The 21,957-nt window shown below is 67.0% G+C and carries 16 protein-coding genes; 4 read left to right on the plus strand and 12 right to left on the minus strand.

Going from position 1 to position 21,957, the window contains the following annotated elements:
* Nucleotides 1-20: 20 nt before the first annotated feature.
* Genes ARTH_RS06295 through ARTH_RS06305 form a run of 3 tightly spaced genes read right to left on the minus strand, consistent with a single transcriptional unit; the run spans nucleotide 21 to nucleotide 2,293 of the window.
* A complete protein-coding gene (locus ARTH_RS06295; RefSeq protein ID WP_011691101.1) occupies nucleotides 21-242 on the minus strand; it encodes an SCO4848 family membrane protein in 222 nt (73 codons plus the stop codon).
* A gap of 3 nt (nucleotides 243-245) precedes the next feature.
* Complete coding sequence (locus tag ARTH_RS06300) at nucleotides 246-743, minus strand: DUF2505 domain-containing protein (protein WP_043429542.1); 498 nt, start codon at nucleotides 741-743, stop codon at nucleotides 246-248.
* Between the two features lie 53 nt (nucleotides 744-796).
* Entirely contained in the window at nucleotides 797-2,293 is a 1,497-nt protein-coding gene (locus tag ARTH_RS06305) for an SDR family oxidoreductase (RefSeq protein ID WP_011691103.1), read from the minus strand.
* Nucleotides 2,294-2,450: 157 nt separating this feature from the next.
* Here ARTH_RS06305 and ARTH_RS06310 point away from each other — a divergent pair, with 157 nt between their 5' ends.
* The 4 genes from ARTH_RS06310 to ARTH_RS06325 all read left to right on the plus strand — a co-directional run bounded on the left by ARTH_RS06310 (nucleotide 2,451) and on the right by ARTH_RS06325 (nucleotide 13,239).
* Nucleotides 2,451-7,328 (plus strand): peroxidase family protein, encoded by a 4,878-nt coding sequence (locus ARTH_RS06310; RefSeq protein ID WP_011691104.1) that lies wholly within the window; start codon nucleotides 2,451-2,453, stop codon nucleotides 7,326-7,328.
* Between the two features lie 398 nt (nucleotides 7,329-7,726).
* A complete protein-coding gene (locus ARTH_RS06315; protein WP_071067491.1) occupies nucleotides 7,727-8,614 on the plus strand; it encodes an AfsR/SARP family transcriptional regulator in 888 nt (295 codons plus the stop codon).
* A gap of 127 nt (nucleotides 8,615-8,741) precedes the next feature.
* Nucleotides 8,742-12,410, plus strand: a complete 3,669-nt coding sequence (mfd, locus tag ARTH_RS06320) for a transcription-repair coupling factor (RefSeq protein WP_011691106.1) — start codon at nucleotides 8,742-8,744, stop codon at nucleotides 12,408-12,410.
* A 4-nt stretch (nucleotides 12,411-12,414) separates the two neighbouring features.
* Nucleotides 12,415-13,239 carry a metal-dependent hydrolase gene (locus ARTH_RS06325; protein WP_011691107.1) on the plus strand — a complete coding sequence of 275 codons (825 nt, stop codon included), beginning with the start codon at nucleotides 12,415-12,417 and terminating at the stop codon, nucleotides 13,237-13,239.
* 71 nt (nucleotides 13,240-13,310) lie between these two features.
* On the opposite strand, the gene ARTH_RS06330 is transcribed toward ARTH_RS06325, so the two are convergent.
* From ARTH_RS06330 to ARTH_RS06370, 9 genes are all read right to left on the minus strand, one after another.
* A complete protein-coding gene (locus tag ARTH_RS06330; protein WP_011691108.1) occupies nucleotides 13,311-13,541 on the minus strand; it encodes a hypothetical protein in 231 nt (76 codons plus the stop codon).
* Between the two features lie 72 nt (nucleotides 13,542-13,613).
* Nucleotides 13,614-14,357: a deoxyribose-phosphate aldolase gene (gene deoC / locus ARTH_RS06335; protein ID WP_011691109.1), complete on the minus strand. Its 744-nt coding sequence runs from the start codon at nucleotides 14,355-14,357 to the stop codon at nucleotides 13,614-13,616.
* Between the two features lie 92 nt (nucleotides 14,358-14,449).
* Complete coding sequence (locus tag ARTH_RS06340) at nucleotides 14,450-15,328, minus strand: FAD-dependent oxidoreductase (RefSeq protein WP_011691110.1); 879 nt, start codon at nucleotides 15,326-15,328, stop codon at nucleotides 14,450-14,452.
* Nucleotides 15,329-15,534: 206 nt separating this feature from the next.
* Nucleotides 15,535-16,893, minus strand: coding sequence for a patatin-like phospholipase family protein (locus tag ARTH_RS06345; protein WP_043429543.1), 1,359 nt, complete (start codon nucleotides 16,891-16,893; stop codon nucleotides 15,535-15,537).
* Nucleotides 16,890-17,381, minus strand: coding sequence for a hypothetical protein (locus ARTH_RS23780; RefSeq protein WP_232223599.1), 492 nt, complete (start codon nucleotides 17,379-17,381; stop codon nucleotides 16,890-16,892). Before ARTH_RS23780 ends, ARTH_RS06345 begins: the two co-directional genes overlap by 4 nt.
* A gap of 28 nt (nucleotides 17,382-17,409) precedes the next feature.
* Nucleotides 17,410-17,892, minus strand: a complete 483-nt coding sequence (locus ARTH_RS06355) for a hypothetical protein (RefSeq protein WP_011691112.1) — start codon at nucleotides 17,890-17,892, stop codon at nucleotides 17,410-17,412.
* Nucleotides 17,889-18,845, minus strand: a complete 957-nt coding sequence (locus ARTH_RS06360) for an acetoacetate decarboxylase family protein (protein WP_011691113.1) — start codon at nucleotides 18,843-18,845, stop codon at nucleotides 17,889-17,891. Before ARTH_RS06360 ends, ARTH_RS06355 begins: the two co-directional genes overlap by 4 nt.
* Entirely contained in the window at nucleotides 18,842-19,906 is a 1,065-nt protein-coding gene (locus ARTH_RS06365; protein WP_011691114.1) for an esterase/lipase family protein, read from the minus strand. The genes ARTH_RS06360 and ARTH_RS06365 overlap by 4 nt, the downstream gene beginning before the upstream one ends.
* Nucleotides 19,903-21,945, minus strand: a complete 2,043-nt coding sequence (locus ARTH_RS06370) for a hypothetical protein (protein WP_011691115.1) — start codon at nucleotides 21,943-21,945, stop codon at nucleotides 19,903-19,905. The genes ARTH_RS06365 and ARTH_RS06370 overlap by 4 nt, the downstream gene beginning before the upstream one ends.
* Nucleotides 21,946-21,957: the final 12 nt, after the last annotated feature.

The following is a 21,957-nucleotide window of genomic DNA, read 5'->3' on the forward strand; positions in this document are numbered from 1 at the left end:
GGAACGGAACCGGCTGTCCGCTAGCTGACGAGGCCGGCGATGCCGATTGCCGCTGTGGCGGCGCCAAGCACCAGTGAGACGGACACCAGGACGACGTGGACCGTGAGGAACCTGGTCGCCTTCCCGGCCGAGTCACGTGCCCTCGGATCCTTCATCACCCGCTTGAGGAACTGCGGCCAGACCACCAGGGACCAGACTCCGGCAATGACCAGGACCCAGGCCAGGGCAACGGGAAGCTGCATGGGTCAGTGGCTTTCGAGCCAGGCCTGCGCCTGCTGTGACTGGATGTTCAAGGCCTTGCCCACCATGGGCTCGGCAGCATCGGCAATCTTGCCGCCCAGGAACGGAACCGAGGATGTCACATTGCCCTCGAGCTCCACACGGGTGCTGGCACCGTCGGCCACCAGCCGCTGCACGGCGCTGACGTCCAGCGGGGCACCTGCGATCTTCAGGCTGATGTTGCTCTGCCGTGAGCCGTCGGCGGCAGGGGCTTCCCAGGTCTCAAGCTGGGTGACGGTGAGACGCTCGCCCACGAATTTGCGGGCAATTTCCGGCAACCGGGTGGTGGGCAGGGTGCGCACCGAGGTGGTGCTGAAAGCGCCGGCAACATCGCCGTCGACCTTGAATGATTCAAGGGTTCCGCCCACCAGTTCACTGGTGTGGCGCTGGAAGTCTTCATTGGCGAACACAGCCGTTACGCGGTCAACGCTGTGCGGCAGGGTGGTGGAAGCACTCAGTGCCATTGTTCCTCCATTGGGGTTGGGGGTATGGGGCATCGGTTTTTGCCTCCCACATCCTATGCGGTGGACCCTGCGGACTCCGATTCGGCTTCCGCCAGCTTTTGCGCAGCCGCCGTGATGTTGTGTGACATCGCCGGAAAAATGACGCTGTGAAACGGCAATACGGCGAGCCAGTACAGCTTGCCGCTGAGACCCTTCGGGAAGAAGATGGCGCGCTGGCGGTAGCGGCTGCCCGTGCCTTCCGGTTCGACCGACAGCTCCAGCCAGGCACGGCCGGGGGCGCGCATTTCCGCGCGGAGCCGCAGCAGCCGGCCGCGGTCAATACGCTCTGCACGCCACCAGTCCACCACCTCGCCCTCGGCAAGCAGATGGGGGTGCCTGCGGCCGCGGAGCAGCCCGGCCCCTCCGGTCAGTTTGTCCAGCCAGCCGCGGACCTGCCATGCCAGCGGCAGGGAGTACCAGCCGTTGCGGCCCCCGATCCCCTCGATGATGGTCCAGACATACTTGGGGTCCACCGGGCTGGAGTAGCTTCGCTCGTCGACGTACACCCGGTAGCCGGCCCAGTCCGGGTCGCTAGGCAAAGGATCGGCGTCCGCGCCGGCGCTGGCCCAGGTGGTTTCCACCTGGGCGTCGCGTTCCTTGCCCAGGGCGAGGGACACGGCACGGCGGTAAGGTGTCAGGCCGCCCTCGGGCAGCGGAATGTAGTCGTCGATGTCGTGCTCGCGCGCCACCGCGTCGTGTTGGAGTGATTCGACGAGCGGCAACGACATGGAGAGGGGGATGGGCGTGGTCAGGGCCACCCACATCCCGGCGAGTTTCGGTGCCGGGATGGGCAGGGCAAGCACCACCCGGTAGGGCAGGCCGGCCTCGGCCGCGTACTCCTTCATCATTCCGGCGTAGGTAAGGACCTGCCGGCACCCGATGTCGAAAGTGCGGTTAATGTGCCCTTCCAGCGACGCTGCCGCAACGAGGTAGTAGAGCACGTCCCTGACAGCGATTGCCTCGATCCGGTTCCGCACCCAGCTCGGCGCGGGCATCAGGGGGAGGGTCTCCGAGAGGTGCCGGATCATCTCGAAAGAGGCTGAACCGGAACCGATCACCACTCCCGCCTGGAACACCACTGCGTCCACCGGACTCGCGAGGAAGACCTTGCCCACGGCCTCGCGGGAGCGCATGTGGGTTGAGAGTTCCGCGCCTTCCGGGTGCAGGCCGCCGAGGTAGACGATCCTCTCCACCCCGGCGTCTTCTGCCGCCTTCGCGGCGGTCTCCGCCATCGCCTTCTCTTTGGCTTCGAAGCCGGCGCCGGTAGCCATGGAGTGGACCAGGTAATAGAGCACGTCGACGCCCTCCAGCGCCTCCCGGAGCATGTCGCCGTCGTCGAGGCTGCCCTGGATGACCTCCACCTTGTCCAGCCACGGAACGCCGGCGATCTTCGCCGGAGTCCGGACCACGACTTTCACGGTGTGTCCGGCCTCAAGGAGACGGGGAACCAGACGCCCGCCGATATAACCGGTGGCACCGGTGACAAGCACGGTTTTCGGGATGCCGTTCATTTGGATCTCCTTGGAACGAAAGCGGAGTGCGTCGGTGCACAGCCAGCTTAGCAATCCAAGTTTTTCCAAAGGACGCTGACCGATGCTGGGGCCATTCAGTGAACCGGGCGACCACGTAGAGGGGGGAGCCGGTACGAACTCGATGGAGGAAAACGACATGGCTAAACATCGCAAGTCCCGAAAGGGGGACGGCACGCCTCATCCGCAGGGCCCGGCGGCCGGCGTGACCCGCAAGGTCACCGCCGGTGCGCTGGCCCTTCTGATCGGGGCGGGGGTTGTCCCCTCAGTTCTGGCACCAGCCGCTTCCGCGGCTCCGACGGGCCAGGGATTCACCCTCAATGCCGGCGATATGCGGTTCATTCTCAAGCAGATCAAAATCGCCGAAAACAACGCCACCAGAGAGGACGCACAGGGGAACGACGTTCCCGGCCAGCCGCTCCTGGGCGACGGCCCCAACCAGGTGGCCAGCCCGTTGCTGCCTTACGGCCTGCGGACCGTTGACGGTACCGACAACAACCTGGTGGCCGGCCAAAGCGGCTACGGCTCCGCCAGCCGTGAGTTCCCCCGGTTGTCGGACCCGGAATGGCGCACGTCGTCCGGCGGACAGAACTACGAATCCGTCAACGCCAACGTCACCGATAACGGCCCGCGCTTCGTCAGCAACGTCATTGTGGACCAGACCGCAACCAACCCCGCAGCTGTAGCCGCGGCCGGCAAGGCGCACCGAACGGTCAACGACGGCCCCACGGCCGTGCCCTGCGACGGCAACGGACTTCCGGAAAACTGCGTGCCCGAGGGAGAGACCCTCGACATTCCCAACGTCACCACGGACTTCGGCCTTTCGCCGCCCTACAACGGCATGTTCGCGCTCTTTGGCCAGTTCTTCGACCACGGCGTGGATTTCACCAAGAAGACCAAGAACTACGTCATGATGCCGTTGTCTCCGGACGACCCGTTATATGTTCCGGGCGGGCGCACCAACTTCATGCTGCTGAACAGGGCGGAGAACCAGCCCGGTCCTGACGGCGTCCTGGGAACAGCCGACGACGAGCAGAACGCCACCAACACGGACTCTCCGTGGGTGGACCAGAGCCAGACGTATTCCTCGCATTCGTCCCACCAGGTGTTCCTGCGCGAATACACCCTGAATGAAAACGGCGATCCCGTGTCCACCGGCGAGCTCATCGAGGGCGAACCCGGCGGCATGGCAACATGGGCCCGTATCAAGGAACAGGCCCGGACGATGCTGGGGCTTGAACTGTCGGACGTTGACGTGGCGGACATTCCCAAGCTGGCCACCGACCAGTACGGCCGGTTCCTGCGCGGGCCGAACGGACTCCCGCAGTACGAGACCGCTACCGGGCGCGTTGAAGGAAACCTGGCGGCTCCGGTGGCACCGCCGGCCAACGTGGAACGGATCGGCATCGCCTTCCTGGACGACATCGGCCACAACGCGGCGCCCTTCAACTCCCAGACCGGGGCCCCGCTGCAGCCGGATGACGACGAGGACGTCAACGGCGTCAACGAGCCGCGCCCGGCCGGCCGCTATGACGATGAAATGCTGGACAAGCACTTCGTTGCCGGTGACGGCCGCGTCAACGAGAACATCGGCCTGACGGCGATCCACCAGGTGTTCCACTCCGAGCACAACCGCCTGGTGGGCTACATGGAGGAGCTTCTCACTTCACAGAACCTCGACCTCAACGAATGGAAGCTTCCCAACGGGCAGTGGAACGGTGAACGGCTGTTCCAGGCGGCACGCTATGTGACCGAGATGGAGTACCAGCACATCGTGTTCGAGGACTTTGCCCGCAAGATCCAGCCCGGCATCAACGGTTTCAACGTCTTTACGCAGTCGGACACCGGCATCGACCCCGCCATCCAGGCGGAGTTTGCCCACGCCACCTACCGGTTCGGCCACTCGATGCTCACCGAAACCGTTGACCGCAAGCTCAACGACGGCACGGATATCGGGATGCCGCTGCTGGACGCGTTCCTCAACCCGCCGGCCTACTACGAGAGCACTGCGGGAACCCTGAATCCCAAGCAGGCAGCCGGTGCCATCGCCATGGGGATGACGGACCAGGTTGGTGCGGAACTCGACGAGTTCGTGACCGACACCCTGCGGAACAACGTCCTCGGCCTGCCCCTGGACCTTGCCTCGCTGAACCTTGCCCGCGGCCGGGACACGGGCATCCCGTCCCTGAACAACTTCCGCACCCAGCTGTACGCCAGCACCGGCGAGTCCTCGCTGAAGCCCTACACCAGCTGGGTGGATTTCGGCCAGAATCTGAAGCACCCGGATTCCGTGGTCAACTTCATGGCCGCTTACGGCACCCATGAGACGATCACCGCGGCAGCGTCCATCACGGACAAGCGCGCAGCGGCCCAGCGGCTGTTCGACATGGACACCGCTGACCCTGCCACTCCCGCGGACTCCTACGACTTCGTCAACAGCGCCGGAGCCTGGGCATCGCAGCCCAGCGGCCTGAACAACGTGGACCTGTGGGTGGGCGGCCTCGCGGAGCGCCAGAACCTCTTCGGCGGACTCCTGGGCTCCACGTTCAACTACATCTTTGAACGCCAGATGACGGACCTGCAGGACGGGGACCGGCTGTACTACCTGTCGCGCACCTCGGGACTGAACCTCCGCACGCAGCTGGAAGGCAACTCGCTGGCAGAGCTGATCATGCGCAACACGGATGCGGAAGCCCTCAAGGCGGACGTCTTCGGCGTGGCGGACTGCGAGTTCGAGCTCGGCCGCATCACCGCAGGCACCGGAAACTCCGTGGCGGACGACCCGGCCTCCGCCTGCGACGAATCCGCCCTCCTCATGAGGATGTCGGACGGCACGATTCGGTACCGCGTCAGCAACACCGTGGACCGTCCGGGCCTCAACGCCCAGTCCACCTTCAACGGCACCGCTCTCGGTGACCGGATCTGGGGCGGCATCGACAACGATACGTTCTGGGGCAACGACGGCCAGGACATCATCGAAGGCAATGACGGTGCCGACACTGTCCTTGGCGGTGACGGAAACGACCGGATCACGGACTCGCACGGCGACGACGTCCTGAAGGGCGGCAACGGAAACGACGCCATCGACGCCGGCCCGGGCCTGGACATCATCATGTCCGGAGATGGCGACGACTTCTCCAACGGCGGCCTCAACGGCAACGAGACGTTCGCCGGCGAAGGCAACGACCTGGTCCTTGCCGGCGACGGACCGGACACGGTATTCGGCGGCGGGGGCGATGACTGGCAGGAAGGCGGTAACTCCAACGACCTGCTGCAGGGCGATAGCGGCGCACCGTTCTTCGACGACATCAACGCTCCGGGCCATGACGTCCTGACCGGCGGTTCCGGCGAAGACGACTACGACGCCGAAGGCGGCGACGACGTGATGGTCGCCGGCCCCGGCATCGAACGCAACCACGGAGTGTTCGGCTTCGACTGGGTTACGCACGCACGCTCTGTCGAACCGGCCGATTCGGACATGCGCCAGATCATCGTCGACGGCCCGAACGCCCTCAAGGACCGTTTCCTCCTGGTCGAGGCGCTCTCCGGCTGGGACAAGGACGACGTTCTCCGCGGCGACGACGAGGTGCCGTCCGTGCCCAACACCGAGGTCAACGTCGAAGGCCTCAGCAACGAACTGGACGCAGCCGGTATTGCCCGGATCAGCGGCCTGGCCGGCCTGCTGCCTGCGGGTGCCACCACCTTCGGAGCCGGCAACATCATCATTGGCGGCTCCGGCAGCGACCAGATCTGGGGCAACGGCGCCGATGACATCATCGACGGCGACAAATGGCTCAACGTCCGGCTCAGCGTCCTCGACGGACCGGGCGGCTCCGAGATCAGGACCGCGACGTCGCTGACCGAACTCCAGGCGGACATCATGGCCGGGTCCATCGATCCCGGCAACGTGGAGATCGTCCGGGAAATCCTCGCCAGCCCTGGCGAGGCCGACGTCGACACGGCAGTGTTCTCCGGCGCCCGGAATGAGTACCAGATCAGCACTGTCGGGGGAGTCACCACCGTGGCCCACACCGGCGGAACCGGCGCCGACGGCACGGACCGGATCACCAACGTTGAACAGTTGAGGTTCACCGACCAGACCGTGAACCTCGTTCCGGCTGTCATCCAGGCTCCGGCCGCTCCTCTGATTGGAACGGCCGTGGCGGGAAACACCTCGGCGACGGTGGCCTTCGCGGCGCCGGCAGGCGGGTTCCCCGCTGACTCCTTCAGCATTGTGGTGCGCACCGGCACCACCGTGGTCAGGACCATCGACGGAGTTCCCGGCAGCGCAACCAGCCATCAGGTCACCGGACTGAGCAACGGTACGGCCTACAACTTCCAGGTCCGGGCGGTCAATTCAGCCGGCGAAAGCCCGCTGTCGGCAGCATCCAACGAGGTGACACCGCGCGTACCGGCCTACGTGCCGCCGGCGGTATCACCGTTTGCCGATGTTTCCACCAACCAGCTCTACTACCTGGAGATGGCGTGGCTGGCGGATCAGGGCATTTCCACCGGCTGGACGGAAGCCAACGGTACGGTGACCTACCGGCCGCTGCAGTCCATCAGCCGTGACGCCATGGCAGCCTTCCTCTACCGGATGGCCGGCTCGCCGGAGTTCACTGCCCCGGCGGTGTCGCCGTTCGCGGATGTGTCCACGGGCCAGCAGTTCTATAAGGAGATGGCGTGGTTGGCGGATCAGGGCATTTCCACGGGCTGGACGGAGGCCAACGGTACGGTGACCTACCGGCCGCTGCAGTCCATCAGCCGTGACGCCATGGCAGCCTTCCTCTACCGGGCGGCCGGCTCGCCGGCGTTCACTGCCCCGGCGGTGTCGCCGTTCGCGGATGTGTCCACGGGCCAGCAGTTCTACAAGGAGATGGCGTGGTTGGCGGACCAGGGCATTTCCACGGGCTGGACGGAGGCCAACGGTACGGTGACCTACCGGCCGCTGCAGCCGATCAGCCGTGACGCCATGGCAGCCTTCCTCTACAGGATGAGCAACCGGGCGGCCGGCTAGCACCAGTTCCGTCCATAGCCAAAGGCAGGCTCCGGAGGATTCCGGGGCCTGCCTTTTGGCTGTCATTCGTCACTCCTTACCCGTTTCGGACGGTACTCAGCCAGAGGTAACTCCATTCACTCCCCTTACTTGTTTTTATTCCTGCTTCGTCGGCCGGAATACCCGGAGGCCGGCAGCTAGATACCTGTCTTTTACGCTCCCGAAAAGACAGGTATGTGAATGGCTTGGAGGCATTTCCTGACCATGGCACGGTGGATTTGTAAAGCCGGACCGGGAGCATCGCACCGCTGCCTGGTCCTTGCGGAAGACGCGTGTTTGGCGTTTACCTGGGGAAAATGGAGAACATCGTGGGGACAACTCCTGAATTGTCAAAATCAATATCTGTCCGATTGTTCGGAATGTTTGAAATTCGGCGCAATGGGGCGTTGCTGGCCGCGGCCGACATCGGCGGATGCAAACCGCGGCATATTCTGGAAGTCCTGTTGCTGAATTTAGGCAGCCCGGTATCCAAAAGCCGCATCATAGAAATTCTCTGGGGTTCCAGCGCCGGCGGCGGAACGACCGCGACGCTGGAGAGCTACGTGTGCGGAATCCGGCGGGTAATCCAGCCGGGCGACACCAGGAACGGTCCGCTCCGCACGGCCAACGGCGGTTATGTCCTGGACCCCTCGCTGGTGGACCTGGACCTGTGGACGTTCCGCCGGCTGGTGCGGGATGCCGGCCAGGCAGATCCCCGGGACGCGTATGCCATGCTGACGGAGGCCCTGCGGCTATCCGCCGATCCGCTGCTCGGGTCAGAGCTGGCCTCCGACTGGGCCGATGAAGCCAGGACGCGGCTCAGCGCCGAACGGGTGGAGGCCCAGGTCCTGGCCGCAGAAACAGCGGTCCTGCTTAACCGCCCCACTGAGTCCGTGTTCTGGGCGCAGTCGGCGGTGGCATGCGATCCCCTCAACGAACGGGCCTGGACCGTGCTGGTGACGGGCTACGAACTGTCCGGGCTTCCGGCCGAAGGCCTGTCTGCCTATGCCCGGTGCCGAAGGATATTCGACCGGGACCTGGGCTGCGCGCCGGGTCCGGCGCTTCAGGCGGCGCACCTGCGGCTCCTCCGCCGGCGCGCCGAGGCGGATGTGGAGCTGACAGAAGCACTGGCTGCCCTGCTGTACCTGGGCGAGTCAATGAAAGGAACCCGCCACGGACAGGAACCCGGCGCGGATCCCGTGTTCACCCGGGAGAACGCCGGACGCATCCTTGATTCCTTTCTGCAGCGCGCCCGGGCCGCGGTCTGACGCCCTCGTACACAGGCAATCGCACGCAGGCTCCGCGGTCGCGGTAGGCTGGGAAGACCCGGGATTCTCGCGAATTTCGGGTTTTCGTGTTGCCTGCTTTCCCGTGATCATTTCAGGAGCTTCTGCCATGAGCCTCACCGGCCCGTCACTTACAGGCCTTCGCCGCGCGCTCGCCGGAGACACAACGTTTGCCCGCGTGCAGGCTGAAGCGTCCCGGAGTTTTGGAACCCGCAGCGAGGATTATCAGATCAGTGCGCCGGCCGGGCTGCGCGCGGCGCTGCTGGCGGAGATGTCCGACGGCCTCGCGGCGCTGCACTCCGGTGACGGCGCGTCCCCGGCGGCAAGCAACGACGACGCCGGGGCACCCCTGGTGCTGGCCGTCACCGCCACCGGCCGGGAAGCGGAGGACCTCACCGCGGCGCTGCGGGCGTTCCTGCCGGCCGGTTCCGTGGCCGAATTCCCCAGCTGGGAGACACTCCCGCACGAACGGTTGTCCCCGCGTTCAGACACTGTTGGCCGCCGCCTGTCCGTGCTGCGCCGGCTGGCCCACCCGGAGACAGCCTCCGGAGGGCCGCTCCGCGTAGTGGTGGCGCCTGTCCGAGCCGTGGTTCAGCCGATCGTCGCAGGCCTGGGCGACCTCAAGCCCGTCACGCTGAAGGTGGGCCAGGACGCCCCGTTTAGCGACGTGGTCCGCAGCCTCTCCGACGCCGCCTACGCCCGTGTGGACATGGTGACCCACCGCGGCGAGTTCGCGGTCCGCGGCGGCATCCTGGACGTCTTCCCGCCCACGGAGGACCACCCGATCCGGGTGGAGTTTTTCGGCGACGAGGTGGACCAGATGCGCTGGTTCGCCGTGGCGGACCAGCGTTCCCTCTCATCTCCCGGCCTGCACCACCCCACTGAACTGCATGCGCCGCCGTGCCGCGAGATCCTGATCACCCCCTCCGTGATGTCCAGGGCCGCCACGCTCAAAACCGAGCTGCCCGCGGCTGCCGACATGCTCGAAAAGATCGCCGGGGGCATCACGGTGGAAGGCATGGAGTCCCTGGCACCCGTGCTGGTGGACGCCATGGTTCCCTTCGTGGAGCAACTGCCTGGCGGGTCCATCTCCGTGGTGATCGAGCCGGAAAAGGTCCGCACGCGCGCCCACGACCTCGCCGCCACGAACGAGGAATTCCTCGAGGCTGCGTGGTCCACTGCCTCTGACGGCGGCACGGCGCCTCTTGACCTGAGCTCCGCCGCCTCGGCCGCCCTCCACTCCGCCAGCTTCCGGTCCCTCACGGAAACGCGCACTTCGGCCCTCGGCCAGGAGGTCTCGTGGTGGTCCATCACCTCGCTGGCCACCGACGAAGAGTTGACGCCGGACATCAACGTGCTCAACCTGCACGCCCGGGAGCCCCGCGGCTACCAGGGGGACGTAGCGGAAATGATGGAGTTCATCGGTTCGCACGTCCGGGACCAGTGGCGCATTGTGGTGGCCACGGAGGGCCCAGGCCCGGCCCAGCGACTGGCCGAGTTGTTCCATGACGCAGACATCCCCTGCGCCCGGGTCGACTCGCTCGACCACGAGCCCCAGCCCGGCATCATCGAGGTGACCACTGCCGCCGTCGGACGCGGTTTTGTCCTGGACGGGCTGAAACTGGGCCTGCTGACGGAAGCGGACCTGCTGGGACGCACGTCCGCGGGATCCACGAAGGACATGCGGCGCATGCCCTCCAAGCGGCGGAACGCCGTGGACCCGCTGCAACTGGTGGCGGGCGACCATGTAGTCCACGAACAGCACGGCATCGGCCGCTTTGTGGAGCTGATCCAGCGGAAGGTGGCGGGAGGCGGAGAGGGCGTCCGCGAATACCTCGTCCTGGAATACGCTCCGTCCAAGCGCGGCGCCCCCGGCGACAGGCTCTTTGTGCCCACGGACCAGCTGGACCAGGTCACCCGCTACGTGGGCGGCGACACTCCCGCGCTCAGCAAGATGGGCGGCTCGGACTGGGCCAGCACCAAGTCCAAGGCACGCAAGGCAGTCAAGGAGATCGCCGGCGAACTCATCCGGCTGTATTCGGCCCGGATGGCCTCCAAGGGCTTCGCCTTCGGCCCCGACACCCCGTGGCAGCGCGAGCTGGAAGAGGCGTTCCCCTATGTGGAAACCCCGGACCAGCTGACCACCATCAACGAGGTCAAGGCGGACATGGAACGCGAGATCCCCATGGACCGGCTGGTGTCCGGCGACGTGGGCTACGGCAAGACCGAAATCGCCGTCCGCGCCGCCTTCAAGGCCGTCCAGGACGGCAAGCAGGTGGCCGTGCTGGTGCCCACCACCCTGCTGGCCCAGCAGCACTATGAAACCTTCACGGAACGGTTCTCCGGCTTCCCGCTGCGGGTGAAGCCGCTGTCCCGCTTCCAGGCATCGAAGGAGGCCAAGGAGACCGCGGAAGGCGTCAAGAACGGTTCCGTTGACGTGGTGATCGGCACGCACCGGCTCCTGTCCAAGGACTTTGCGTTCAAGGACCTGGGCCTGGTGATCGTGGATGAGGAGCAGCGCTTCGGTGTCGAACACAAGGAAGCGCTCAAGAAGATGCGCACCAACGTGGACGTCCTGGCCATGAGCGCCACACCGATCCCGCGCACCCTGGAGATGTCGCTGACCGGCATCCGTGAGACGTCCACCCTGGCCACCCCGCCGGAAGAGCGCCACCCGGTGCTGACCTATGTGGGCCCGTACACGGACAAGCAGACTTCCGCGGCCATCCGGCGCGAACTGATGCGCGAGGGCCAGGTGTTCTTCGTCCACAACCGCGTGTCCTCCATCGAACGGACCGCCGCCAAGATCCGTGAGCTGGTGCCGGAAGCCCGGGTGGAGGTGGCCCACGGCCAGATGTCCGAGAGCCGCCTCGAGCAGATCATCGTGGACTTCTGGGAGAAGCGCTTCGACGTGCTGGTGTGCACCACCATCATCGAAACGGGCCTGGACATCTCCAACGCCAACACCCTGATCGTGGACGGGGCGGACAAGTACGGACTGTCCCAGCTGCACCAGCTGCGCGGACGCGTGGGCCGCGGCCGCGAACGCGCCTACGCGTACTTCCTGTACCCCTCCGAGAAGCCGCTGGGCGAGGTGGCGCTGGAACGGCTCAAAGCCGTGGCAGCGCATAACGAGCTCGGCGCCGGCATGCAGCTGGCGATGAAGGACCTCGAAATCCGCGGCGCGGGCAACCTGCTGGGCGGCGAACAGTCCGGCCACATCCAGGGCGTGGGCTTCGACCTCTACATCCGCCTGGTGGGCGAAGCCGTCGCGGACTTCCGCGGCGAGGCCGAGGAGAAGGCCGCGGAAATGAAGATCGAGCTCCCCGTCAACGCCCACCTTCCGCACGACTACGTGCCGGGTGAACGGCTGCGCCTCGAGGCCTACAGAAAGCTGGCGTCCGCACTCACGAACGAAGCCATCGACGAGGTCCTGGCCGAACTGGTGGACCGCTACGGCGAACCGCCGCTGCCCGCCCAGAACCTGATCGCCGTCGCACGCTTCCGGGTAGGGGCCCGCGAAGCCGGGCTGTCCGACGTCGCCCTGCAGGGAAACTTCATCAAGTTCTCCCCGGCACAGCTGCCCGAATCGAAGACCATGCGGCTTGCCCGGATGTACCCGGGCTCGCAGTCCAAGCCTGCCCTGGACGCGGTGCTCATCCCCAAGCCCAAGACGGCCCGGATCGGCGGCCGCGACCTGCAGGACGCCGAGATCCTGGAGTGGGCCAACGGCGTCATCCGGAACATCTTCTCCGACGCCCCGCTCACAGTCGGTTAGCCGCATGATGGGAGGACACCACGCCGCGTCAGGAGCCGCGGCGTGGGTAGCTATCGCCTCGACGGGGCCGTACACCCTGGGCTGGTACCCGCTGGACGCCACCGGAATCCTGATCGGCGGCATGGCGACGGCCGGAACCGCGCTGGTGTGCGACTGGGACCACCGGCACAGCACCGTGGCCAATTCACTGCCGCCGCTGTCCAACGTGATAGCCGTGAGGATCGAAAATGCCAGCGGCGGGCACCGGCAGGGGACGCACTCAGTGCTCGGCGCTGCCTTCTTCGTGCTGCTGGCCACCATTGCCGGGCAGCTCCAGCTGCACACGGACTGGGGCCTGCTGTCAGTGGGTGCCGGCCTGCTGTGCATGTTCATGATCAACATCGCCGCCAAGGCCTTGAAGTTCTTCCCCAAGTCAGGCTTCATCAGCAACTGGCTCTTCGCCCTGACCATGGCCGGACTGGTCACCTGGTTCGCGCCGGACCAATGGACCTGGCTTCCCGTCTCCATGCTGACCGGGGTGGCTGTGCACATCGTCGGCGACATGATCACTACCGGGGGAGTGCCCCTGCTCTGGCCGATCGTGATCAAGCCGCCCCGGTTCCTGCGGAAGCTTCCGGTGCTCAACGACGTGTGGAAGGCGAACGGCGCGTTCTCCATACCGCTGCTGGGACGGGCCGGCTCCCGGCGCGAGTGGCTCGTGCTGATTCCCGTCAGCGCCTACGCCATGGTGGGGATGTGCGTGGCCGCCTGGGCGCTGGCCAGGACACATTTCCCGGCAGCGCTGGCGCTGGGAAGCACCCTGGTCAACAGCCTGTTCGGCACGGGCTGACCGCGTTAAACAGCTTAAACAGCTGAGGCCCCCGGATGATCCGGGGGCCTCAGCTGTCTAACGCGAAAGTCTTAGTTCTCGCCGGCCGAATCCGAACGGCCCAGGAGGGTCTGCGGGATCCAGAACGCAGCGGCGAAGAGGATCAGGCAGACGGCCATCGGCCACGGGTTGCCCAACGTCAGGAAGGACAACGAGTAGATGGAGCCGAGGAACAGGGCCATCATGACCACGAAAACGGCGATGCTGCCGGCAAGGCTGTTCTCGTTCTGAGGGGTCTTGGGGCTATCAACGGTCTTGGACATTCATTCCTCCTCGGCCCCGCAGGGCTCAAAACGCCCCGCAGGGCTCAAAAACTGTGGCGCTTCCGGAACCGGTCAGTACGCGGACGAACCCTGTTCGCCTTTGACGATCGCAATTCCGGAGCTGGCGCCAATACGTGTTGCACCTGCAGCAATCATAGCCTGAGCGTCGGCCAGCGAACGCACGCCGCCGGAGGCCTTGACGCCGACATCCGGGCCCACCGTGCGGCGCATCAGGGCCACGTCCTCCACCGTGGCGCCGCCGCCGTTGAAGCCCGTGGACGTCTTGACGAAGTCCGCGCCTGCTTCCACTGCCGCTTCGCACGCGAGGACCTTCTGGGAATCGCTGAGCAGCGCCGTTTCGATGATCACCTTCAGGATGGCGTCGCTGCCGTGCACGGCCTCGGCAACGGCACGGATGTCATCAACCAGCGCGCCTTTGTCATCGGCACGGGCGGCCGCGATGTTGATCACCATGTCCACCTCGTCGGCGCCGTCCAGCACGGCACCGCGGGCTTCGAAAGCCTTGACGTCGGTGGGAGTGGCGCCGAGGGGGAAGCCCACCACCGAGCAGGTCAGGACGCCCGAACCCTTGAGCGCGGTGGTAACGGTCTTGACCCACACCGGGTTCACGCAGACGGATTTGAAATGGTACTCGGCGGCCTCCGAGCAGACCTTGAGGATCTCCGCTTCACTGGCCTCGGGCTTCAGCAGCGTGTGGTCGATGAAGGAGGCTATTTCTCCGGGTGCGGTGGCCCCGGGGGCTGTGGGGCCGGCGGGGGTTTCAGACACGCCGGCCGCGGTGGCTTCGTTGCTCATGGTGGTCCTTCCTGGTGGGCCTGCCGGGCCTTGTGGGCAACAGGCGCCGTGTTCTTCATGGCTTCTCAGGTGACCATCTTGCCACAACGGGGCTAGGCGGCAGCGGGCACAGGTTCCTGCCGCGTGGCCTGCATCAGCTGGGCTGCGCAGACGCCTGCCGCGGAGCCTGACGCCACGAGGAGGCCCAGGCGGACGCCGTCGAACGAGGCGGCGTCGCCGATGGCCCAGATTCCCGGAACGGACGTCCGGAAGTCCTTGCCGATCACGATCCCGCCGTTAGCTGCCGTCTCAAGGCCGGCGCTCGCCGCCAGGCCGTCGCGGGCCACCCGCTCCTCGGCCAGGACCACCAGGTCGCCGTTCATGCTGCTGCCGTCCTCGAACACGATCCCGGCGGCGGGGAGCACCGAACCCGCCAGGGTGGGGACCACCGCGGCGGGCCGGAGCGTGGTGCGGATGGGCCGGACACCGCGGGCCCGCAGCACCGCTTCGGCCTGTCCGGCCTCAGGGCCCGTTCCCACAAGGATCCCCAGCGGCCTGCGTCCGAGTACGCGGGTGACTTCCTTGACGGCGTCACCGATCCGGGCGGCGTCGTCGATGGTGGAGTAGCTGAGGCACCGGCCGGCACCGTCCACGGGAGCCAGGGCAGGGGCGGAGCCGGTGGCAATCACCAGCTGGTCGTAGTTGAATTCCATGCCGTCCGCGGTGGCCACCATGCGGTTGGCGGCATCGATGAAGCTGGCCGGCTGGCCGAAACGGACGGAAACCTGGGGAAGGGCTGCCAGTTCCAGGAGCTCGGACGGGGCGTCGTCGCGGTTGCTGAGCACTGTGATGACGCCTGCGAAGCGGGACCTCTCCAGCTGGCCCACCAGGGCGCGTGCAGCGGGTCCGGCGCCGGCGATGACCACGCGCGGTGCCGGGGACGACGCCCGGAACGTGGCGGAGGAGGAGATGGACGGTGCCGGAGCGGACATGTGAAGGCCCTTTCGCTGGTGAGGCCCTTGCCAGGCCCGGGTTGGTGATGGGAATCAGCCTAGGCGCACGGTTTTTCGAGGGTGTTTCCCGGTTGTTGCCGGAATGTCCCTGCCCGTTCCACGGTGTTTACCAGCCGGCAACAAACGTGTCCTTTGATGTGTTCCGGCTCACAATGAGGGCCCTGTAGCCAGCCTTGCCCTGCTCTTCATGCCCAGCCATACCGGCGGAATGCCTCCCAGAGGCCTCCGGCCACGACTTTTGCGACGACGCCGGTGCGTTCTCCGGGACCGTGCGCACCTGCCGGTTCCACCGAGGCGATCAGGGCTGCCGCGTCCGCCAGTCCCATGGTGACCGGGGCATCCAGCAGTGAGCCCACGGTGAGGCGGGCCTGCCTGGTGTCCTCCCAGGCGTCCGGTCCGGGATCGTCGTGGAAGACCCTGGCCAGGGACAGCCGGTGCCAGGCGCCGCCCGCGTGGACGGACGCCCGGTAGGTCACCGACTCGCCCCGGACGTCCACCCGTCCGCCCGCCAGGAACACCCTGGAACCGAACGGCGCGTGGTCGAGGAAACCCGTGAGGCCGGCCGCCGCGCCTGAACCGTCCAGGGGCAGGGCCACCGTGACCGTGAGCCGAACGTCCTGACCGCCGGCCTCACCGCGCAGGCGCTCGGTGAAGCGGATGCCGGCGGGCGGTTCCGCCATCGCAGTGCAGGATGCGTCCTTGGGCAGGCCTTCGGCGGTCATTTCCTTGAGATAGCTGCGGGCGTCCCGGTACCCCATGGCGATCAGCGTGTCCGCATCGATCCGGTTGAGGTAGAACTCCGGGTCCAGCGGGAGGGGGTTCTCCGGCCTGACCACGTGGAGGATGAAATCCCGTCCGGCCGCTCCCGCAGCCTCGAAATCTGCCAGCAGCGCGCCCATGGCGCTCATCTCGATCATGTGTACGTACTGCTCCAGCGGACCGTCGCCCCAGTACCCGGTGTTGCCGATGCACCAGACCAGCCAGACCTCGTCCGCGCCGCGGCGGAGGGCTTCGGCCACGTTGGCGTCACGAATCCAGACCGCATCCGTCCAGACCTTCCCCTCCCGCCGCAGCGGTGTGAGGAAAATGGGCAAGGACATTCCCGCCGCCAGTAGTTCGGCATCCACGTCGCGGGCGTCGATTGCGTGACAGCGTTTTTCGGTGAACTCCACCACGTTGAAGGTGCCTTCGACGGCGCCCGGCAGGGCGGCGCGGCGCCGGATCTCGCCTTCGTTGATCCCGAGGGCGGGGAACACCTTGCCGAGCAGGCCGCCGGCGTCGCCGATCGCGGGCAGCGACCACGGCCCCTTGACGTAGTCGCCCAGCGGCAGCGCCGAGCCGAAGTCCTTGACGTTGACAGCGGACCAGTTCCGGCACATGTCCGCCGGGGACACTCCGGAGAGCATCATGCCGGCCGTCAGGATGCCGCCGGACGTCCCGTCCACGTGGTCAAAGTGCAGCCCCTCTTCGGCCAGTGCACGCACCACTCCGGCCTGCCACGCCACGCGCATGCCGCCGCCGGCCAGGACCAGCGAGCGCTTCACGGTCGTGCCCCCGGTCCGGTCCCCGAACCGGGGCCGTAGCCTCCGCTGGCCCCTCGCAGGTAGACCAGGCGGCGCAAGTAGATGAGGCACAGTGCCGCCGTCGCAAGGTCGAACGCGGCCACGGCCAGCGCCACCGGCGCGAAGACGCCGTTGAGGACACCGATGGCGACAGCGGCGCATGCCCCCGCCTTCTGCACGCCGGACCACAGCAGCACCTCGGCCGCGGGCTGCGGGCGCAGCAGCGTGTGGAGCAGAAGCCCGCCCACCACCACCATGAACATCCCCACCGTGGCGAACAGCTGGCGTGCCGAGGTCGTCGGCTCCGCGCCCAGCAGCTCCAGGACGGCGCCGCCGAACGGGATCTGCACCGCACCGGAAAAGACGGTGACGACGGCGATCGCGGCCAGGACGGCGCGCAGCGGATCGGCCGCGATCCATGCGCCGACGCCGGGAAGGGCCGCACCGGACGGACGAACCGCCCCGCTCATGCTGTGCCCTGCTTATATTGGGTCCTGCTCATGCGAACGCCTCCCACAGCCGGCCCCGGTCCACCAGCAGCCAGACGATGGCAAGCCAGGTGAGCGTGGAAACGTAGAAGCGGATGTCGTTGAGCAGCATCCACCGGCGCAGCAGGGAACGCAGTTCGGCGTCGTCGGCAAAGTCTCCGCCCCGGATCCTGATGTTGACGGGAATGATCATGGCCTGGCCCACCACGGTGAGGGTGATGATCCCGAGGAGGCACAGCACCGCGGGGATGATCCGGACCGTGCCCCATTCGGTCCAGACCAGGATGATGCCGCTGATGAACATCGGCGGGACCACCACGGTGAAGAACTTGGTGGCCTGGCGGGTGGGGATGCCGAAGTGCATGTCCACGTTGCCGCGGTTCAGGGACTCCCAGGTGGGGTAGAGGAAGAACTTCAGCACCCACATGGTGCCCACGTACATGGTGGCGCCGAACAGGAAGTACAGCGCGTTCAGCAGCAGGAGCCAGTTCACCGGGTGTCTCCGGTGCCGGTGCGGGCCGTGGTGCTCCGGTCCGGCGCGGCCAGCCATTCCTGGCCCTGGCCCAGGCCAACGACGGATTCGAGCGGGTCGCCTCCGGGGATCCGGGCGGCTTCCTCGGCCGTTGGTGCCGTGAGGAACCAGGCCTCGTAGTGGTCGTCCAACACTCCGTGAGCTTCGGGCAGGTAGGCGGTGAACACCGGGTTCTCCGCCGGCTGGAGGTCCTTAAGGGCGGCAACGCCGGGCGCGTCGCCCAGCACCAGCCGGGCCCTGGCGTCGCCACCCAGGGCAATGTCCCCGGTGGCTTCGAAATAGATGTCGGACTTCATGAGCATCCCGCGGAAGGCGCAGTAGTTGGAGGCGGCGAGCTTGAGCGGGATGCCCACAGCCGGGGGCCGTTCAATTTCGATAAAGCAGCCCAGCCTGCCGCCGTCGTCGTACTGCGCCGAAACCGCCGCGTCGGTGACCACGAAGTCCAGGTTGGCCTGGTGCTTGGGCATGCCCCAGATGCCCTTGCCGCCTTTGACCGAAACCTCGGTGCTGACCGGCAGGTCCACCACGTACTGGCCCAGTCCGAAGGTCTTTTGGAAGACCAGCGGCAGCAGCGGAGGTGCGGGCCGGGAGCCGTGCGTGACGGCGATGGCCAGCGAGTATTCGATGTATTTGCCGATGTCCGTCGACTTGTAGTTCACCACGGTGACCACCAGCAGCCCCTTGCCACCCAGACTGAACGGCCGCAGTTCCGTGCCGGGCAGGATGGCAGCGGCCGCGCGCTTGTTGATGGGGAAGGCCGCCATCAGCACCGGGGAATCGTCGGAGTTGACCGGCATGGAGTACTTGATGCCGTCCACCGAGGCATGCTGTCCGCGCAGGCGCTCCTGGCGGTGCGGCACGGGTGATGGCACGAGCCGCAGCAGGGAAGCGGCAAGACCGATGAGTTTGTTCATCTGTTCAGCTCCTTGAGGATGACGGGGTAGGTGTCCGCCCAGGCGCGGGCACCAAAGAAGACGTCAAGGTGCCCGTACCCGGACAACAGGTGCAGGGAATCCTTGCCGGGCCTGTGGTCCTGGAAGAAGGCGAAGGTCCGTTCCTGGCTTTCGGGCAGGAAGCAGCGGTTGTTGCGGCCGGCCAGGAAGGAGAATCTGGCGTCGGTCTGCGGCGCTTCGGCCAGGAAGTTCGCGGGCAGTTCCGGGTGGTTTCCCGCGGCCACCATGCGTCGGGCCAGAACGCTGCGGCCCATCTCGGACAGGAAAGTGAACGGCACCTCGGCAAACTCCCCGCTGATCCAGTTGTGGGTGGCCTCGTCCAGGTTCTCGTGCGACCAGAGCGCGGGCCGGCCGCTGCCGTACGTGAAGCTGACCAGCCGGCAGACCAGGTTGTCGCATTCGTGGTGGGTGGCCTTGACCATGGACCTGAGGATGCGGGAGAAGTACCCGTTGGATTTGTAGCCCCACGCAGGTGATAGATAGGGCGTGAACGGCTTCAGCAGCTCGGCCAGGTAAGTGATCTTGATGACCGACCACAGCGGGATCACGGGATGCAGGGACACTGCGTTCGACACCACCGTATCCACCCGTGGCAGGAGCCCGGCCACGGCCGCCATGGTGAAGGAAACCGACCCCTGGCAGTGGATGACCGCCTTCAGCGTTTCGGCGCCGGTGACTCCCAGGACGTATTCGACGGCGGCAGGGTGGTCGTACACGGCGGCGTCGCCCAGCGTCCACGAGAGGGGTTCCAAGTCGATGGAGGCCCGCCAGTTCAGGAGCCAGACGTCCCAGCCGTCTTCCAACAGGGCGTCCACCAGGGTCCGCGGCAGCGGAGGCCGGAAAAGCTCGGCGCGGACCCCGGCCCCGTGGACCAGCAGCACCGGCCCTTTATCCGGAGCTCCGGCGTCGGGCGGTGCAGCGGACGTGACGTGCACCAGGGTCAGGGGCGTGCCGTCTCCGGCGGGAAACGGGATGACTTCCGTGACGTGGTCCGCCCGGGTGACGGCGCGGGGGCTGTTCATTGGCCGAATCCTTCCCTGGCGATGGTGACCGGCGGTTCGAAAAGCCGGAGCGGCGGCAAACCGCCGGCGGGCACGGGGCGGAGGCCGCCGTCGTCGTTTTCCGCCAGGGTCCAGTCCCGGCAGACGCGGTCCACTGCCACGGGATAAACCGTCAGGTTGCCGTCTGCCGTGATCCGGATCCGCAGGAAGCCCTTGTGGTCCTCAATGGCCTGGCCGGACATGGCCCACGACGCCACTTCTCCGCGTGGCGTGCCCAGGATGAAGAGCGCGAACGCTTCGCTGCCGGCAGCAAACCCGGCGGCGAAGATGATGGCGAGTACCAGCGCAAGAGTCACGAAGGGCGGCCATGCCGCCTGCCACGGAAGGAGGAGGACGACGGCGATCCCCGCACCGAGCGCCGAGAGCTGCCACAGCGCACCGCGGGCAACGGTGAACCCGGCGCCGTTCTCCCGGGGATCGCGGGCGAGGCCGAGCGCGGTGCCGAGGGTGACCAGCAATAGGAGCAGGAACAGGGGGACTGCGAGGATGGTCAGCGCAAGGAGCCCGGTGTTGCCTGCCCTCAGGCTGAGCAGGCTGTCCACGAAGGAGAGCCCGCGGAAAGCACTGAAGACGGTCCAGAGCGTCAGCGCAGCCACCACGTGCGCGATGCCGAGTGCCGAGCCGAAGCCCGGGTTCCGCAGCGGAAGCCAGAACGGCGTCAGCGGATTGGCCAGGCGTCCGCGGAACTGCCGTGACTCGGCTGCGCCCGGGAAGGTTCCCGGAGCCAGGGCGAAGCGTCGCCCGGTGCCGGGATTGCTCCGTGGTTCTGCCGGGGCCGGCGCGCGGGGCTCGGTGCCGGTGAGGGCATGTGCAGGCTGGTGCGCCGGCAGCGTGAGCTCCGCAGGCAGCCACCGGGCGTCCAGGAGGAACGCGCCACCCAGGCCGCAGGTGATGAGCTGGGTCCGGCGCGGGTCGTCCCCGGGCCGGGTGCCGGTCCGTTCGCCGGCCGCTTCCGGTGCCTGTTCCTCGTAACGCGAATAGTGGTGCAGGTCCCCGGTGAGCCACAACCGCACGGACGCCCCGGTTTCCTCGAACAGCCCGGCGCGGCGGTTGAAACGGCGCCGCAAGTAGTCCTGCTCGAAGAAATGCACCTGCCGGAAGGCATTCGCGTTTTCGGTTTCCCGCACCCAGTAGGGGGCTGCCACGCAGAGGATGATGGCATCGCCGGGCCGCAGCCTGGTGGTCACCGTGTTGTAGAAGTAGTCCAGCTGCGGTTCGTCGATGTACTGGCCCAGCTGGCTGTCCAGCCCCACGAGCCACCAGCCGGGCGAGTCATCCCCGCCCGTCAGCCGGAGCGCGAAGTAGCTGCGCGTCTGGATGGTCCGCCAGCCGCCGATGTTCCGTTGCCGGGTGAAGAGCCGGATGAAGGACGTCAGGCCGTCGTACCAGTCATGGTTGCCGGGAAGCGCCAGCAGCACGCCGTCCCGGCCGGGGGAGCGGCCACCGGGCAGCGCGGTCCGGTACGGCCCCACCATGCGGTCTTCGTAGGCGGCCGGCGCGGCCACCGGATACACCTCGTCGCCGCCCAGCACCAGAACTTTGCCGCGGCTCAGTTCATGCCCGTCCACCAGCAGCGACTTTTCGGCCAGCAACGACGCCACCGTGTAGGTGGCATCAAAGCCGTCGCCGAGGTCGGCCGTGAAATCCAGCCACAGCGTCGCGGCCCCGGAGTCCCCGGACCCGTGCGCGAGGGCGGCTCCCCGGCCGTTGGAGTCCCCGCCGGGTTCGTCGGAGCGTGACGGGCGCTGCGTTCCGGGCAGCCCCAGGTCGCGGACCACCGGCTGCGCGGGCTGGCCGGGCACGGGCAGCCGGTCCAGGTCGAGATCGTAGCGGGGAAAGCCGCCCTCCAGTTCACGTTTGTCGCCGAAATCGGCGAAGACGGACGCGAGGACAACCCGCACGGCGGTCCTGCCCAGCTGGGCCGGGGCGAGCCAGCGCACTGCGTCCCGCGGAGTGAAGCCAAGTCTGTCGCTGTGCTGAGCCAGCTCAGCCCGTTTCATGCCCCGTCGCCC

The sequence above is a fragment of the Arthrobacter sp. FB24 genome, from assembly GCF_000196235.1.
Classification (GTDB): domain Bacteria; phylum Actinomycetota; class Actinomycetes; order Actinomycetales; family Micrococcaceae; genus Arthrobacter.